General features: G+C 73.4%; 14 protein-coding genes. 7 read left to right on the top strand and 7 right to left on the bottom strand.

The annotated features are described in order from the left end of the window. Window positions 1-26: 26 nt before the first annotated feature. Genes EU555_RS14610 through deoA form a run of 3 tightly spaced genes read left to right on the top strand, consistent with a single transcriptional unit; the run spans window position 27 to window position 2,602 of the window. Window positions 27-425 (top strand): cytidine deaminase, encoded by a 399-nt coding sequence (locus EU555_RS14610; RefSeq protein WP_135415382.1) that lies wholly within the window; start codon window positions 27-29, stop codon window positions 423-425. Then, the gene (locus tag EU555_RS14605) at window positions 422-1,264 is read left to right on the top strand and encodes a purine-nucleoside phosphorylase (RefSeq protein ID WP_135415381.1); all 843 of its coding nucleotides are present in this window, start codon (window positions 422-424) and stop codon (window positions 1,262-1,264) included. Before EU555_RS14610 ends, EU555_RS14605 begins: the two co-directional genes overlap by 4 nt. A 24-nt stretch (window positions 1,265-1,288) precedes the next feature. Next, window positions 1,289-2,602 carry a thymidine phosphorylase gene (deoA, locus tag EU555_RS14600; RefSeq protein WP_135415380.1) on the top strand — a complete coding sequence of 438 codons (1,314 nt, stop codon included), beginning with the start codon at window positions 1,289-1,291 and terminating at the stop codon, window positions 2,600-2,602. Between the two features lie 18 nt (window positions 2,603-2,620). On the opposite strand, the gene EU555_RS14595 is transcribed toward deoA, so the two are convergent. Continuing rightward, on the bottom strand, window positions 2,621-3,085 hold the full coding sequence (locus EU555_RS14595) for a cupin domain-containing protein (protein WP_135415379.1): 465 nt from the start codon (window positions 3,083-3,085) through the stop codon (window positions 2,621-2,623). A gap of 222 nt (window positions 3,086-3,307) precedes the next feature. Here EU555_RS14595 and EU555_RS14590 point away from each other — a divergent pair, with 222 nt between their 5' ends. Next, the gene (locus tag EU555_RS14590) at window positions 3,308-4,321 is read left to right on the top strand and encodes an AraC family transcriptional regulator (protein ID WP_167858552.1); all 1,014 of its coding nucleotides are present in this window, start codon (window positions 3,308-3,310) and stop codon (window positions 4,319-4,321) included. 9 nt (window positions 4,322-4,330) lie between these two features. Here the strand turns inward: EU555_RS14590 and EU555_RS14585 are convergent, their stop codons facing one another. The 6 genes from EU555_RS14585 to EU555_RS14560 form a co-directional block, all read right to left on the bottom strand. Then, window positions 4,331-5,848: a flavin-containing monooxygenase gene (locus EU555_RS14585; RefSeq protein ID WP_135415377.1), complete on the bottom strand. Its 1,518-nt coding sequence runs from the start codon at window positions 5,846-5,848 to the stop codon at window positions 4,331-4,333. Window positions 5,849-6,040: 192 nt separating this feature from the next. Then, complete coding sequence (ppx, locus tag EU555_RS14580; RefSeq protein ID WP_135415376.1) at window positions 6,041-7,594, bottom strand: exopolyphosphatase; 1,554 nt, start codon at window positions 7,592-7,594, stop codon at window positions 6,041-6,043. Window positions 7,595-7,649: 55 nt separating this feature from the next. Next, on the bottom strand, window positions 7,650-10,070 hold the full coding sequence (locus EU555_RS14575; protein WP_425375115.1) for an RNA degradosome polyphosphate kinase: 2,421 nt from the start codon (window positions 10,068-10,070) through the stop codon (window positions 7,650-7,652). Between the two features lie 56 nt (window positions 10,071-10,126). Further along, window positions 10,127-10,861 carry a P-loop NTPase family protein gene (locus tag EU555_RS14570; RefSeq protein WP_135415375.1) on the bottom strand — a complete coding sequence of 245 codons (735 nt, stop codon included), beginning with the start codon at window positions 10,859-10,861 and terminating at the stop codon, window positions 10,127-10,129. 24 nt (window positions 10,862-10,885) lie between these two features. Beyond that, window positions 10,886-12,049: an AI-2E family transporter gene (locus EU555_RS14565; protein WP_135415681.1), complete on the bottom strand. Its 1,164-nt coding sequence runs from the start codon at window positions 12,047-12,049 to the stop codon at window positions 10,886-10,888. Window positions 12,050-12,163: 114 nt separating this feature from the next. Beyond that, window positions 12,164-12,706, bottom strand: coding sequence for a CDP-alcohol phosphatidyltransferase family protein (locus EU555_RS14560; protein WP_167858551.1), 543 nt, complete (start codon window positions 12,704-12,706; stop codon window positions 12,164-12,166). 122 nt (window positions 12,707-12,828) lie between these two features. On the opposite strand from EU555_RS14560, the gene purM reads away from it, so the two are divergent. The 3 genes from purM (at window position 12,829) to EU555_RS14545 (ending at window position 15,100) form a co-directional block, all read left to right on the top strand. After that, entirely contained in the window at window positions 12,829-13,905 is a 1,077-nt protein-coding gene (gene purM / locus EU555_RS14555; RefSeq protein WP_135415373.1) for a phosphoribosylformylglycinamidine cyclo-ligase, read from the top strand. Beyond that, complete coding sequence (gene purN, locus EU555_RS14550) at window positions 13,902-14,561, top strand: phosphoribosylglycinamide formyltransferase (RefSeq protein WP_135415372.1); 660 nt, start codon at window positions 13,902-13,904, stop codon at window positions 14,559-14,561. Before purM ends, purN begins: the two co-directional genes overlap by 4 nt. A 182-nt stretch (window positions 14,562-14,743) precedes the next feature. Then, complete coding sequence (locus tag EU555_RS14545) at window positions 14,744-15,100, top strand: VanZ family protein (protein WP_135415371.1); 357 nt, start codon at window positions 14,744-14,746, stop codon at window positions 15,098-15,100. Window positions 15,101-15,200: the final 100 nt, after the last annotated feature.

The following is a 15,200-nucleotide window of genomic DNA, read 5'->3' as shown; positions in this document are numbered from 1 at the left end:
CTGCCGCAACGGCCGCCGGAGCCAGGATGACCGCCATCGACACCCTGTTCGCCGCCGCCCGCGCGGTCCAGGCGCGGGCGCACGCGCCCTATTCCGGCTTCCACGTCGGCGCCGCCGTGCTGGACGAGGCCGGGGCGGTGCATGCGGGCTGCAACGTCGAGAACGCCGCCTATCCGGTCGGCACCTGCGCCGAGGCCGGGGCGATCGCCGCGATGGTGGCGGCCGGCGGCCGGCGCATCGCCGCAATCCTGGTTCTCGGCGACGGCGACGCGCTCGTCACCCCCTGCGGCGCCTGCCGCCAGCGCATCCGCGAATTCGCCGTCCCGGAGACGTCCGTCCACGTCGCCGGGCCGGGCGGGGTGCGCCGGACCTTCACCCTGGACGAGCTGCTCCCCGCCTCGTTCGGGCCGGACAACCTCGCATGAGCGCCCCGCCCAGCGAGGCCCGGGTCGCCGAGGCCGCCGCCTTCCTGCGGGCGCGGGGCCTCGCCGGCCCCTTCGCCCTCGCCCTCGTCACCGGCACCGGGCTCGGGCCCGTGGCGGAGCGGCTGGAGAACCCGGTCGCCCTGCCCTATGCCGAGATCCCGCACTTCCCGGCCTCCGGCGTCTCGGGCCATGCCGGGCGGCTGGTGGCGGGACGCCTCGCCGGCAAGCCGGTGCTGCTGTTCCAGGGCCGCGCCCACCCCTACGAGCACGGCGACGCGGCCGCGATGCGGGTGCCGGTCGGGGTGGTGGCGGCGCTCGGCGCACCCCCGCTCCTCCTCACCAACGCCGCCGGCTCGCTCATCCCCGGGGCGGGCCCGGGCAGCCTCGCGCTGATCACCGACCACATCAACCTCTCGGGGATGAACCCGCTCTACGGCGAGCCGTCCGACGCCCGCTTCGTGCCGATGGTCGATGCCTACGATCCCGCCTTGCGGGCGGCCTCGAGGGCCGCGGCGGCGGCGAGCGGCATCGCGCTGCACGAAGGGGTCTACGCCTGGTTCTCGGGCCCGAGCTTCGAGACCCCGGCGGAGATCCGGATGGCCAGGACCCTCGGCGCCGACCTCGTCGGGATGTCGACGGTGCCTGAGGTGATCCTCGCGCGGTTCTTCGGCCTCAGGGTCGCGGCGCTCTCGCTGGTGACGAACTACGCCGCCGGGTTCGAGGCCGGCCCCGGCGCCGGGATCGGCGCCCCGCATCACGCCGAGACCAAGCGGGTGGCGGCGCAAGCGGCGGACGATGTCGGCCGCCTCGTCGCCGCGCTGCTGGCCGGCCCTCTCTGATCCCCCCTCGTCCCGGGAGACCCCATGACGCTGCTGCCGCAGGAACTGATCCGCCGCAAGCGCGACGGCGCCGCGCTGCCGCCGGAGGCGATCGAGGCCTTCATCGCCGGCCTGACCGACGGCCGGGTCACCGAGGGCCAGGCGGCGGCCTTCGCGATGGCGGTGTTCTTCCGCGGCCTGTCGCTGCCGGAGCGCGTCGCGCTCACCCGGGCGATGACCCGCTCGGGGACGGTGCTGGAGTGGGACCTGCCCGGCCCGGTCCTCGACAAGCACTCGACCGGCGGCGTCGGCGACACGGTGAGCCTTCCCCTCGCCCCGATGGTCGCCGCCTGCGGCGGCTACGTGCCGATGATCTCGGGCCGCGGCCTCGGCCATACCGGCGGCACCCTCGACAAGCTCGACAGCATCCCGGGCTACGCCACGGCGCCCGACGTCGCCCTTTTTCGGCGCGTGACCCGCGAGGCCGGCTGCGCGGTGATCGGCCAGACCCCGGACCTCGCCCCGGCCGACCGGCGGCTCTACGCCATCCGGGACGTCACCGGGACGGTGGAATCCCTCGACCTCATCACCGCCTCGATCCTGTCGAAGAAGCTCGCGGCCGGGCTGCAGGGGCTCGTGATGGACGTGAAGGCGGGATCCGGCGCCTTCATGGCCCGCACCGAGGAGGCGCGAGGCCTGGCCGAGAGCCTGGTCACGGTGGCGAACGGCGCCGGCCTGCCGACCCGCGCGCTCCTCACCGACATGGACCAGCCCCTGGCCTCGGCGGCCGGCAACGCCGTCGAGGTGGCCTACGCCCTCGACTACCTCGCCGGCCGCCGGCGCGAGCCGCGCTTCCACGCCGTCACCCTGGCTCTCGGCGCCGAGATGCTGGTGCTGGGAGGCCTGAGCCCGGACACGGTGCAGGCTACCGCCCGCCTGGAGGAGGCCCTCGATTCGGGCCGCGCCGCGGAGGTCTTCTCCCGCATGGCGACGGCGCTGGGCGGGCCGTCGGACCTGATCGACCACCCGGACCGCCACCTGCCCCGGGCGGCGGTGGTGCGCCCGGTCCCGGCGCCCCGGGCGGGCCGCGTCTCGGCGATCGCCACCCGGGACCTCGGCGTCGCGGTGATCGGCCTCGGCGGCGGCCGCACCCGCCCGCAGGACGCGATCGACCACGCCGTCGGTCTCACCGACCTGGCCGGCCTCGGCGACGAGGTCGGGCCGGACCGGCCGCTGGCGGTCGTGCATGCGCAGAGCGAGGCGGAGGCCGAGCGGGCCGCCGCCGCGGTGACGGCGGCCTACCGGATCGGCTCGGCGGCGGCGGCGGAGCGGGGAGTGATCCTGGAGCGGATCGGCTGACCTGAGGATCGCACCGCCTCAGGCGCCTGGGACCGCGCCCGGCGGCAGGAAGTCGACATCGCAGGCGGCCGAGCGGCGCACGACCTCCTCCGGGTCGGCGAGGTCGTGCAGCAGGTCGAACAGCGCCTTCAGCTTGCCGCCCGGGCTGACCCAGAAGAGCGCCCGGTTGGGCGTGTCCGTGCGGTTGTAATAGGCGTGCGGCTTGCCCATCGGCATGCGGACGAGGTCGCCGGGCCCGGCCTTGAGCCAGGCACCGTCGAGATACAGGTCGAAGGTCCCCTCCAGCACGTAGATGAACTCGTCCTGCGTCGGGTGGATGTGGGGCGGCACGAAGGTCCCGGGCGGGTCGAAGGTCTCGAACGCGAAGGCGCCGTCGCTGTCGGCCTTGTGCCAGTAGGTATGCCCGAGGATGTTCCAGGCGGTGCCGTGGACGCTTGTGCCGGCCGGCGTGATCCCGGCCGTCAGAATCTTCGCTGCGCTCATGAACCATGCTCCCCGTCGGGCCCCGGTGACCGCGGCGCGCGGAATGGATCCGTCCGGGCGCCGTCCCCGGGAGTGTCGGGGATCGGGCGCGGTTCGGCTATCCGGTCGAGGCGATCGCTGTCCGGATTACGCGAAAATGCGCGCGCCTTCCCCTTGCGGCACTTGTGCGGTCGTCTCCGTCCCGGGCAGAATCGTCCATCGGCCTGGACGTCGGATGGGCCCGTGGACGACGCTTCCTCACCCGCGACGGACGCTTCCCGCCCGCTCGCCCGCTACACCCGGGTCGCGACCCGGGAGGTCGACGAGGCGCGCGAGCGGATCGGGCGGATCTTCTGCCCGCACCGGCTGGTGCCGGTCGGCCCCGGCGCCGCCGCCGTGTTCGACGCCCACCACCACACCGCGGCCTTCGGCGCGCTCACGCTCAATTACGTGGCCTACGGCGCCAGGGTCGAGATCGATCCCGGCTGCCTCGACCGCTTCGCCCTGCTCCAGATCCCGCTCGCCGGGGCAGCCCTGGTCGAGCACGGGCGCCATGCGGCGATCGCCGATGCCGGGCGGGCCACCCTGCTCTCCCCGTCCCTGCCGACCCGGATGGTCTGGGAGGGGTCTTGCGCCAAGCTGATCCTCCTCGTGCCGCGCGACGTGCTGGATGAGCATCTCGTCCGGGTGCTCGACCGGGTCCCGCGCGCCCTCGGGTTCGATCCGGCCATCGATCTGGCGCATCCGCGCGGCGCGGCGATCGCCGCCCAGGCCCGGCTGCTGCTGCACCTCGCCGAGGGCCGCGGGCGAAACGAGGCCGGCGACGGGCCGCTCGAGCGCGAGCTGGCCTCGGCCCTCGTCACGCTCCTCGTCGGGCACATGCTGGAGCGCGGCGACGCGCCGGAGGCGCTGGTGCAGCGGGGCGCGGCGCCCGCGCATGTGCGCCGGGCGGAGGAGTACGTCCGCGCCCATCTCGACGCGGCGCTGACCCTGCCGCACCTCGCCGCGCGGGCCGGCAGCAGCGTCCGGTCCCTCCAGGAGGGGTTCCGGCGCTTCCGCGGCAGCACGATCTCGGATTTCATCCTGGCCCAGCGCCTCGACCGGTGGCGCGGCCTGATCCTCGGCGCCGGGCCCGAGGCGAAGGTCGGCGACCTCGCCCTCGCGGTGGGGCTCAACCATCTCGGCCGGGCGGCGGCCGCCTATCGCGAGCGCTTCGGCGAGGCGCCCTCCCGGACCCTGCGCCGGTGCCGCCGCTGAGGGCCGGCGTCAGGCGGCCCGCGCGGCGGCCTGGCGGTCGGCGGGTTCGGCCCGGTAGGCCGGTGCGCGGGCCAGGAGCCGGGCGTAGACGGGCGGGCGCAGCGGGGCGAACAGGGCGGTGAGCGGGTTCGCCTCGCGGGTGGGCACGCCGATATCGCCGAGCAGGTCGCCGAAATGGCGGTTGTGGTAGGGCGCGATGCAGAGGCCGCCGTAATGGGCCGCGGCGGGGCGCTCGCCGCGCCGCCACGCCAGCGAGCGGGCGATCTCCGCCTCCATCCTGGCCCGCGTCGGCTGCCGCGCGAGCCGTCCGTCCATGTAGCGCACCAGCCAGGCGGCGCCGAGCTCGGCCGACAGGGTGGTGGCGAAGCTCGAGTTGAAGCCGACGAAGCCGAGATCGGCGAGGTCCGGATTCACCATCATGCGGTAGAGCCGGTACTGCCCGTCCGGATCGACGAGGCGCGCGCGGTCGGCCGGCGCGAGGATCGGGACCTCCTGGCGCCAGCCGGTCGCCATCACCACGAGGTCGGCCGCCACGCGCTCGCCGCCGGTGAGCCGGACGGTGCCGCCCTCGTAGGCCGCGATCGTGCCCCGGCGCGCCGTGATCCGGCCGTCCGCCACCATCGCGTAGAAGCCCGGCGTCTCGACCGCGAGGTTGCAGTGGATGTCGTCCTCGATGCGGGTGCGCGGCCGCAGACCGCTGCGCCTGAGGGCGAACTGCGCCGTCAGCAGGGCCTCCAGGGCGCGCCAGTTGGCCCAGATCAGCGGCGTGGCGAGCCGGTGCGCGAGCCGGCGGACCGGGCCGGCATCGAAGGGCAGGAACATCGCCTCTGCGGCGCGGCAGTAGAGGATCCGCTTGAAGTTGACGAGGCCGCCGAAGAAGTACGGGATCTTCCAGGCCGGCTCCCGGTAGACGATCGTCACCGCCGCGGCCCCGTGCCGGACCGCGCTGACCGCCACGTCCGTCGCCGATTTCGAGTAGCCGAGCACCACGACGCGCCGGCCGCGGACCGCCTCGGCGTCGGCGTGCTCGCTCGAATGCAGGATGGCGCCGCCGGCCGCCCGGAAGGCGTCGGCGCCGGGATGCGTCGGCGCGTTCTTCTGGCTGAACTGGCCGGTGCAGATCGCGACGAAATCGTAGGTCTGCGTACCGGCCGTGCCGTCGGCGCCGGCCGTCGTCACGTCCCAGCCCTGCCCGGGACGCTTCGTCAGGCCGGTGACCGTGCAGCCGAACCGGATCGCCGGCACGAGGCCGAACCGCTCCGCATAGGCGCGCAGATAGGCGTGGACCTGCCCGCCCGCCGGCCATTCCGGGTAATCCGCCGGCATCGCCATGTCGCTGAAGGCGTAGATGTCGCGCGGGGTCTGCGTCCGCACGTCCGGATAGGAGCGGGACGGCTCCCATACCCCGCCGAGGTCGGGCCCGCGCTCCATGACGGTGACGTGGTGCCCGCGCTCCCGGAACGCCTTGGCGGCGGCCAGCCCGCTGATGCCCGAGCCGATGACGCAGATGGTGCGCTGCGCGACCATGGTCCCCCCTTCCCGACGCGGAGGCGCCGGCAGGATCCGGCGCGATCGATCCGGGGAAGTGTCGTGCGGGGCCGGCCTCGGAGCTATCCCGTCCGCGCCCCGCCTATCCGGATCGCGCGGGAAAGCGGCGCGACCGCCGCTGACGCCGCGCGGACGGGAACCGCCGACCACGCGTGCTGCGGGGGCGCCGCCTCACCCCCCGATCGCGATCCGCGCCTCGACGCCCAGCAGCCGCCCGAGCCCGCGCAGCCGGTTCGACAGCCGGTCGCTGGCGAGGTCGCGCAGGTCCGGCGGCAGGGTGAGGACGATGGCGCCGTCCTTCATCGCCAGCGGCGTGCGCGGCAGGATGCCCTGCATCGCCACCGAGACCGGGAAGGCGACGCGCAGGAGCGCGCCCAGGAGCCGCGCCTGCTCGAACAGGCGCGGGCCGGCGAGCTGGCGCAGGAGCGGGCTCGCCTTCTCGGGGGCGACGCCCTCGTGGCGGAAGAACACCGCCACCGCGAGGTAGGCTCGGCCCGGATGGTCGATGCCCACGAAGGAGGCGTGCGCAATGACGTTGAGGCTCTGCTCGCCGCGATAATCCGGATGGGTGCGCCAGCCGACATCGGCGAGCAGGCAGGCGGCGTGGCGAAGCCGCCGCTCGTCGGCGGTCTCCGGAGTCGACAGGCTCGCCATGAAGGCGTCGGTCCAGGCCTGCAATTCGGGGCCGTGGCCCGGGCTGCGGCAGCGCAGGCGGTTGAGCTCGGCGGCGGCGAGCAGCAGCGGGTCGCAGGCCCGGGCGGCGGCGTCGAGCTTCTCGAACAGCAGGCCCTCGCGCACGCCGGTGGCCGAGATCGCGATCTCGCGGGGACGCCCGGAGCGGATCACCTCCTCCAGCACCACCGCCCCATAGGCGAGGAGCGGCCGGCGGGCCTCCGACACGCTCTCGACGGCGGCGAGCGTCGCGGCGTCGGATTGCTCGACGACCTGGAGGAAGGACAATTCGTCGTTCGGCTCGATCGCGTAGCCGTGCATGACGTGCAGGCGGTAATCCCGCGCCGCCTGGTGCAGGCGGGCGAGCGCGCGCCAGGTGCCGCCGACGGCGTAGAAGGTGCGACCCTTGAGGGTGTCGAGCTGCGGGCCGGCCTTCTTGAGGGCGTCCGCGGCGATCTTGCGGGCCTTTTTCAGCGAGCCGCCGCTGAGGTCCTGGAGCGCGAGGCCGCCGAGCGGCATGGTGACGCCGCTGCCGACCGCCGCGCCGCGCACGTCGACGAGTTCGAGGCTGCCGCCGCCGAGGTCGCCCACCACGCCGTCCGGCGCGTGGAAGCCCGAGATGACGCCGTAGGCCGACAATTCGGCCTCGCGCCGGCCGGAGAGCAGCTCGATCCTCTCGCCGCAGGCCTCTTCCGCGGCCTTGAGGAAGGCCGGGCCGTTCTCGGCGTCGCGGGCCGCCGCCGTGGCGAGCACGAAGACCTGGCCGACCCGCATCGTGTCGCACAGGACGCGGAAGCGGGCGAGCGCCTGGAGGGCGCGGCGCACCGCCTCCTCGTTGAGGCGGCCGGTGGTCAGCACGTTGCGGCCGAGGCCGCACAGGACCTTCTCGTTGTAGAGCGGCGTCGGCGCCCGGCTGATGCCCGCATAGGCGACCAGCCGGACGGAGTTCGAGCCGATATCGATGATCGCCACGGGGGCGCCGGGCGCGATCTGCGCGAGCGCGGTCTCGTTCAGGGGAGCGGTCTGCGTGACGGCGGCGTGATCCAGGCCCATCCAGGGTCCTCATGACGGGCGCGCCGGACGCGAGGAGCCCCCGCCTGGGGGTGCGTCAGGCGCGCTGGGCGCGCCGGCTGAGCGCGCGCGGACTCGATTTCTTCGATGCCTTCCCGCGGCCCGACAGGCTCGGGTTGGTCATGAAATACTTGTGCGCGTTGAAGGGTTCCTCGCCCTCGGCGGGCTCGACCCGCTCGCTCGCGCCGGAGGCCAGTACACGCCAGCTCTGCTGGTTGTCGAGGAGATTCGCCATCATGATCTGGTCGAGCACCTGCTGGTGCACGGTCGGGTTGAGGATCGGCAGCATCGCCTCCACCCGGCGATCGAGGTTGCGGCTCATCAGGTCCGCCGACGAGATGTAGACCCGGGCCTTGGGGTGCGGCAGCCCGGCGCCATTGCCGAAGGCGTAGACCCGGCCATGCTCCAGGAAGCGCCCGACGATTGACTTGACCCGGATGTTCTCGGATAGGCCGGGCACCCCTGGCCGCAGGCAGCAGATGCCGCGCACGACGCAGTCGATCGGCACCCCGGCCTCGCTGGCGTCGTAGAGCGCGTCGATGATCTGGGTGTCGACGAGCGAGTTGCACTTGATCCAGATCGCCGCCGGCCGCCCGGCACGCGCGTGCGCGACCTCCTCGGCGATATGCTCGAGGAGCCGCGTCTTCAGGGTCAGCGGCGAGACCGCCATTCGCTCCAGCTCCGCCGGCTCGGCGTAGCCGGTGATGAAGTTGAAGATCCGCGAGACGTCGCGGCCGATCACCGGGTCGGCGGTGAAGAACGACAGGTCGGTGTAGATCCGGGCGGTGATCGGGTGGTAGTTGCCGGTGCCGACATGGCAGTAGCTCACCAGGCGGTCGCCCTCGCGGCGCACCACCATCGAGAGCTTGGCGTGGGTCTTCAGCTCGATGAAGCCGAACACCACCTGCGCGCCGGCCTTCTCGAGGTTGCGGGCCCAGCGGATGTTGGCCTCCTCGTCGAACCGCGCCTTCAGCTCGACGAGGGCCGTCACGGACTTGCCGGCCTCGGCGGCCTCCGCCAAGGCCGCGACGATCGGCGAGTTCGACGAGGTGCGGTAGAGCGTCTGCTTGATCGCCACGACGTTCGGGTCGCGGGCGGCCTGGGACAGGAACTGCACCACCGCGTCGAACGACTCGTAGGGGTGGTGGACGATGAAGTCCTTCTGGCGGATCGCCGCGAAGCAGTCGCCGCCGCTCTCGCGGATCCGCTCGGGGAAGCGCGGGTTGTAGGGCTTGAACTTCAGGTCCGGCCTGTCGATCCCGACGATCTGCGACAATTCGTTGAGGGCCAGCATCCCCTCGACCAGGAAGACCGAGTCGACCGCGATCTCGAGCTCGTCGGCGACGAAGGTGCGCAGGTCCTCCGGCATGCCGGCATCGACCTCGAGGCGGATCACCACGCCCCGGCGGCGCTGCTTCAGGGCCGTCTCGAAGTGGCGCACCAGGTCCTCGGCCTCCTCCTCGATCTCGAGGTCGGAATCGCGCACCACCCGGAAGCCGCCCTGGCCCTTGACGAGGTAGCCCGGGAAGAGGCGGCTCGTGAACAGCACGATCACCTGCTCGATGGCGATGAACCGGGCGGTGCCGCCGCCGTCGGGCAGCCGCACGAAGCGGTCGATGATCGAGGGCAGGCGGATCAGCGCCCGCAGCACCCTCGCGTCGCGCGGCCGCACCAGGGTGAGGGCGATGGTCGAGCCGAGATTGGGGATGAACGGGAACGGATGCGCCGGGTCGATGGCAAGCGGCGTCAGGACCGGGAAGATGTGCTGGAGGAAGTAATCCTCGAGCCAGGCCGCCTCCTCCGCCGAGAGGTCCATCGCCTCGACGAGGTCGATGCCGTTCTGGTGCAGGGCCGCGCGCAGCTCGCGCCAGCGCCGCTGCTGGTCGCGGGCGAGCCCCGACACCTCGGCGTCGATGCGGGCGAGCTGCTCGGCCGGCGACAGGCCGTCGGCGGACGGCGCGGTCAGCCCGGCCCGCACCTGGTCGTGCAGGCCGGCGACCCGCACCATGAAGAACTCGTCGAGGTTGTTGGCCGAGATCGACAGGAAGCGCAGCTGTTCGAGGAGCGGGTGGCCGGTATTCGAGGCCTCCTCGAGCACCCGGCGGTTGAACTGCAGCCAGGACAATTCGCGGTTGACGAAGCGGCCCGGCTCCTGGCGCAGGGCCCGGCCGGCCGCCACCGCCTCGACCTTGGCCTGGCGGGCGGCGCCCTCGGCCGCGTCCGCCTCCTGGGCGACGCGCACCGCTGGTGGGGCGGCCAGCCCCTCGGCCCCGTCGCGCCGGCCGCCCTCCGGAGCCGCAGGCGTGGCCTCGGTCTCGTCGAGGACCGGGATGGCACTGGCTCCGGCAGCGGTATCCGACACGATGACTCCTCCTTGGACTCGACGCCGGGTCAGGGCTTCCAGCCCTCCCCGGTGACAGGACAGTTTGACATTTGCGTGAACGGCGCCGGAAGGCATCCGTTCGCGCTCAGTGTGCTCCCGTGAGCCGGCCGCGGCACCGCTCCGCGCGGTCGTCAGGTCTCGGCCTCCGGTTCCTCGTCCTCCGCCTCGTCCGAATCCGCCTCCCCGCTCCCGTCCAGGGCCGCCAGGGTGGCGAGCGCGAGCGGCCGGGTGATGCGCCGGCGCCGGCTCAGGCCCTCGCGGTCGAGGGCCGCCACCACGTCGCGGGCCCGCGCCAGCGAGCGGTCGAGGCGCAGGGCCAGGGCGTCGACCACGCTGGTGTCGACGACGAGCTGCCGGTCGAGGAAGAGCTTGACCAGCACGACCTTGAGCAAGGCCTCGTCGGGCGGGGCGACGGCGATGCCGGGGGCGAGGCGCAGGCGCGAGCGCAGGTCCGGGGTGGCGAGGCCCCAGGCCTCGACCGGGCTCGAGCCCGTCACCACCAAGCTCAGGCCCCGCTCGCGGGCGAGGTTCAGGAGGTGGAACAGGGCGGCCTCGTCGCGGCCTTCCGCCCGGTCGGCATCCTCGATCACCAGGGCGTGGGCGGCGGCGAGGTCCGGCACCGCCTGCGCCGTCACCGCGGCGACCGGCAGCGTGAGGGCCCCGGAGCGCTCGGCGAAGATCGCCGCGAGGTGGCTCTTGCCGCTGCCCGGCGGGCCGGTGAGCACCAGCACCCGGTCCGGCCAGTCCGGCCAGGCCTCGATGCGGGCATAGGCCTCCTCGTTGGAGGGGCTGACCAGGAAGTCCTCGGAGCCGAAGCGGGGGGCGACGGGCAGGTCGAGGGCGAGCTGGCGCGGCTGGTCGGGCATGCGGTGTCGGGCGTCTCGCGCGGGTCAGGGCTTCGATATGGCGGGCGGGACCGGATTCGCCACCATCGGCTTGGTCGCCGTCGCGCCGGTTGCCGCCGGCGTGGCCATGGCGGCGTCGACGGTGAGGATCGGCGTGCCGTCGTGGTAGAGGCGGCTCTCGAGGTAGCGCTGCACCGCAAAGCGCGCGACGACGCCGAGCGCCGCCGCCACCGGCACCGCCAGCAGCAGGCCCAGGAAGCCGAACAGCGAGCCGAAGGCGAGGAGCGCGAACATCAGCCAGACCGGGTGCAGCCGCACCGCGTCGCCGACGAGCTTGGGCTGGAGCACGTTGCCCTCGAGGAACTGCCCGATCAGGAACACCGCGACGGTCAGCACCACCGAGACCCAGTCGGGCCAGAACTGCACCAGGGCGACGCCGGTGGAGAGCAGGAAGCCGGTGAGCGAGCCGACATACGGGATGAAGGTGAGGAAGCCCGACATCAGGCCGATCAGCACGCCGAAATTCAGCCCGACCAGCCACAGGCCGAGGGCGTAGAACGTGCCGAGGATCAGGCAGACCAGGCTCTGGCCGCGGATGAAGGCCGTGATGGCGCCGTCGATGTCGCGGGCGAGCATCCGGGCGGTGGCGCGGTGGCGCGGCGGCACCCAGCGGTCGAGGGTGGCGATCATCCGGTCCCAGTCGACCAGGAGATAGAATGCGACGACCGGCGTCACGACCAGCAGCGACAGGATGCCGACGACCGCCTGGCTGCCGGACCACAGCGAGCGCAGGAAGCCGAGGATCCAGGCCACCGCCTGCCCCATCAGGTTGCCGACCGAGGATTGCAGGTCCTGCAGCGCGCTGCCGCCGCCGGCGCGCTCGATCAGGGGACCGGCCCGCTCGGCGATGATCGCCTGGAGCTTGGCGATCATCGCCGGCAGCGAGGCGACGAGGGCCGCGACCTGGTTGGCCGCGAGCGGCACCACCAGGATCAGCGCCAGGATCAGCCCGAACAGGAAGACCGCCAGGATGATCAGCGTCGCGGCGAGCCGCCCGACGCCCAGCCGCTCGAGCCGGTCGGCGACGGGGTCGAGGGCGTAGGCGAGCGCGGCCCCGGCCACGAAGGGCAAGAGCACATCGCGCAGCTCGTAGAGCAGGAAAACCACGAGGGCGAGGACGGCCAGGGTGATGGCGGCCCGGCGTTGGATCGGCATCGTCGCTGAACCCGTCACGCGCGAATCCGTCGCGCCCCGGCCGGCCCGAGATGGAAGGGCGTCGCCGCTGGGTCAAGCCGGACGGACGGGCGGGGTCAGGGCGCGCGCTCAAGCCCCGGCCCGCACCGCGCGAAGGCCCTGCACCAGGGCCGACGCGACCGACAGCCCGGCGAGCGCCGGCATCGCGAGGGCCTCGATCGCCGGGACGTGGACCCCGAGCGCCCGGGCCCCGATGAGCCAGGCCAGGAAGGCGATCTGGCACGCGGTGTTGAGCTTGCCGATGAGGAGCGGCGGGGTCTCCAGGGGGCGGCCGGCGAGGCGGGCGAGGCCGGCGGCCAGGACCACCAGGGCGTCGCGGGCGATCAGGATTGCCGGGAACCACACCGGCACGATGCCCGCATGGGCCAGGCTCACCAGGACGGCGAGCATCAGGGCCTTGTCGGCCAGCGGATCGAGGATCGCGCCGAGGCGGCTCGCCAGGCCGTAGCGGCGGGCGAGCCAGCCGTCGATGCCGTCGGAAAGGCCGGCGAGGGCGAAGAGCAGGAAGGCGGTCCCCCAGGCCTCCCGGAGGATCGCCCAGACGACGAGCGGCACCAGGGCGAGGCGCGCGGCGGTGATCAGGTTCGGCAGCGATCGGAAGAGGGTCGTCATCGGCGTCATGGCGCCCCGGGCTGCCCCGACTCGCGGTCGCGGGCAAGAGCCGCTAAGAGCGGCCACGAGCGGCCAAGTGCGGCGGATGGACGAGCGGTCGCGGGGAAGTGAAGGACAGCGGGATGACGACGGGCGAGCGCCAGAACGGGATGACCTACGCCGAGGCGGGGGTCGACATCGATGCCGGCAACGCCATGGTCGAGGCGATCAAGCCCCTGGTGCGGGCGACTCGCCGTCCGGGGGCCGACGCGGAGATCGGCGGCTTCGGCGGCCTGTTCGACCTCAAGGCGGCGGGCTTCAGGGACCCGATCCTGGTGGCGGCCAATGACGGCGTCGGCACCAAGGTCAAGATCGCGATCGAGACCGGCCGCCACGCCACGATCGGCATCGACCTCGTGGCGATGTGCGTCAACGACATCATCGTGCAGGGTGCGGAACCCCTGTTCTTCCTCGACTACTACGCCACCGGCAAGCTGGTGCCGGGGGTGGGCGCCGACATCGTGAAGGGCATCGCCGAGGGCTGCCGCCAGGCCGGCTGCGCGCTCATCGGCGGCGAGACCGCCGAGATGCCGGGCCTCTACGACGGCGCCGATTACGACCTCGCGGGCTTCGCGGTGGGGGCCGCCGAGCGCGGCGCGCTGCTGCCGGTGCCGGGCATCGCGGCAGGCGACGTGGTGCTGGGCCTCCCCTCCTCCGGCGTGCACTCGAACGGGTTCTCGCTGGTGCGCCGGATCGTGGCGGCGTCGGGCCTCGGCTACGACGCGCCGGCTCCGTTCGCCTCCAGCGTCAGCCTCGGCGAGGCCCTGCTCGAGCCGACCCGCATCTACGTCAAGCCGCTGCTCGCGGCGCTCAAGCAGACCGGGCCCGGCGCCATCAAGGCGCTCGCCCACATCACCGGCGGGGGCTTCCCCGACAACCTGCCGCGGGTGCTGCCCGACGGCGTCGGCATCGCGATCGACCTCGACGCGGTGACGGCGCCCCCGGTCTTCGGCTGGCTCGCCCGCCAGGGGAACGTCGCCGAGGCCGAGATGCTGCGCACCTTCAACTGCGGCATCGGCATGGTGGTGGTGGTCGATCCCGCCCGTGTCGACGCGGTGAGCCAAGCGTTGAACGCCGCCGGCGAGGCGCCGGTCCACCTCGGGCGGATCACGCCGCGGGGCGAGGCGCCCGTCACCTTCTCGGGCCGGCTCGCCCTATGAGCGGCCGCGCCAGAATCGGAGTCCTGATCTCGGGCCGCGGCTCCAACATGGTGTCGCTCATCGAGGCGGCGCAGGCGCCGGACTACCCGGCCGAGATCGTGCTCGTCGCCTCGAACCGCCCGGATGCCCCCGGTCTCGCCCGCGCCGCGGCGGCGGGGCTCGCCACCGAGGCGGTCGATCACCGCGCCCATCCGGACCGCGCCGCCTTCGAGCGGGCGCTCGACGCGGCGCTTCGCCGCCATGGGGTCGAGTTCCTGGTGCTCGCCGGCTTCATGCGGGTGCTGACGCCCTGGTTCGTCGAGGCCTGGGCCGGGCGGATGCTCAACATCCACCCGTCCCTGCTGCCGCTGTTTCGCGGCACCCACACCCACGCCCAGGCGCTCGCGGCCGGCGTGCGGCTGCATGGCTGCACGGTGCACTTCGTGGTGCCGGAACTCGATGCCGGGCCGATCGTCGCCCAGGCCGCCGTGCCGGTCCTGCCGGGGGACGACGAGGACAGCCTGAGCGCCCGGGTGCTGGTGCAGGAGCACCGGCTCTACCCGGCCGCTCTGGCGCTCGTGGCGAGCGGCCGGGCGCGCCTCGAGGGAGGCCGCGTGATGTTCGCGGAGGGGTGCGGGACGGCCGACGGAGCGCTGGTGGCACCGGCCCTGCCCTGATGCGAGGCCCGTCCGGCCGCCTCCGGTGCGCCGCGGAGCACGCGGATGTCACCGTGCCGCAGCCGCCGCGGACGAAACGTTCATTCTTTCGAAGCAGGATTACGATGCGCGGTGCGATCTGGCACCGGCTTTCGCGTCATTCGACAGCCCGGGCCTTCCCGCCCACACGGGTCTTCCTTCCCATGTCCAGAGCGTCGCGCATCCTCGGCTGGCTGATCCTGGCCGCCATCACCCTGGCGACCATCGCCCCCATCGGCTACCGTCCGATCAGCGGCATGCCCGTCTCGATCGAGCGGTTCGGGGCCTTCGCGGTGCTCGCCTTCCTGCTGGCGCTCGGCTATCCGCGCCACCGCTGGCAGGTGCTGGTGCTGACGGTCGCGGCGGCCGGCGCGCTCGAGGCGTTCCAGCTGCTCGAGCCGACGCGGCACGGGCGCGTGACCGACTTCATGGTGAAGGTGGTGGGCTGCGGCGTCGGCGCGGCGGCCTCCCTGGCCGCCGGCCTGCTCTGGCCCCGCATCGACCCGCGCGGCGAGGCGTGAGTCGTCCGTGAAGAAATCGCTCAGGCGGCTTGGCTGCTTGGCGGGTCGGATCTGACCATGCGGAGTGCGGCGGCGAGCAGGAGAGACAGCAAAAGCCTGA

The organism is Methylobacterium nonmethylotrophicum, from assembly GCF_004745635.1.
GTDB classification, from domain to species: Bacteria; Pseudomonadota; Alphaproteobacteria; order Rhizobiales; family Beijerinckiaceae; genus Methylobacterium; species Methylobacterium nonmethylotrophicum.
This window is presented reverse-complemented; position numbering and strand designations above follow the sequence as displayed.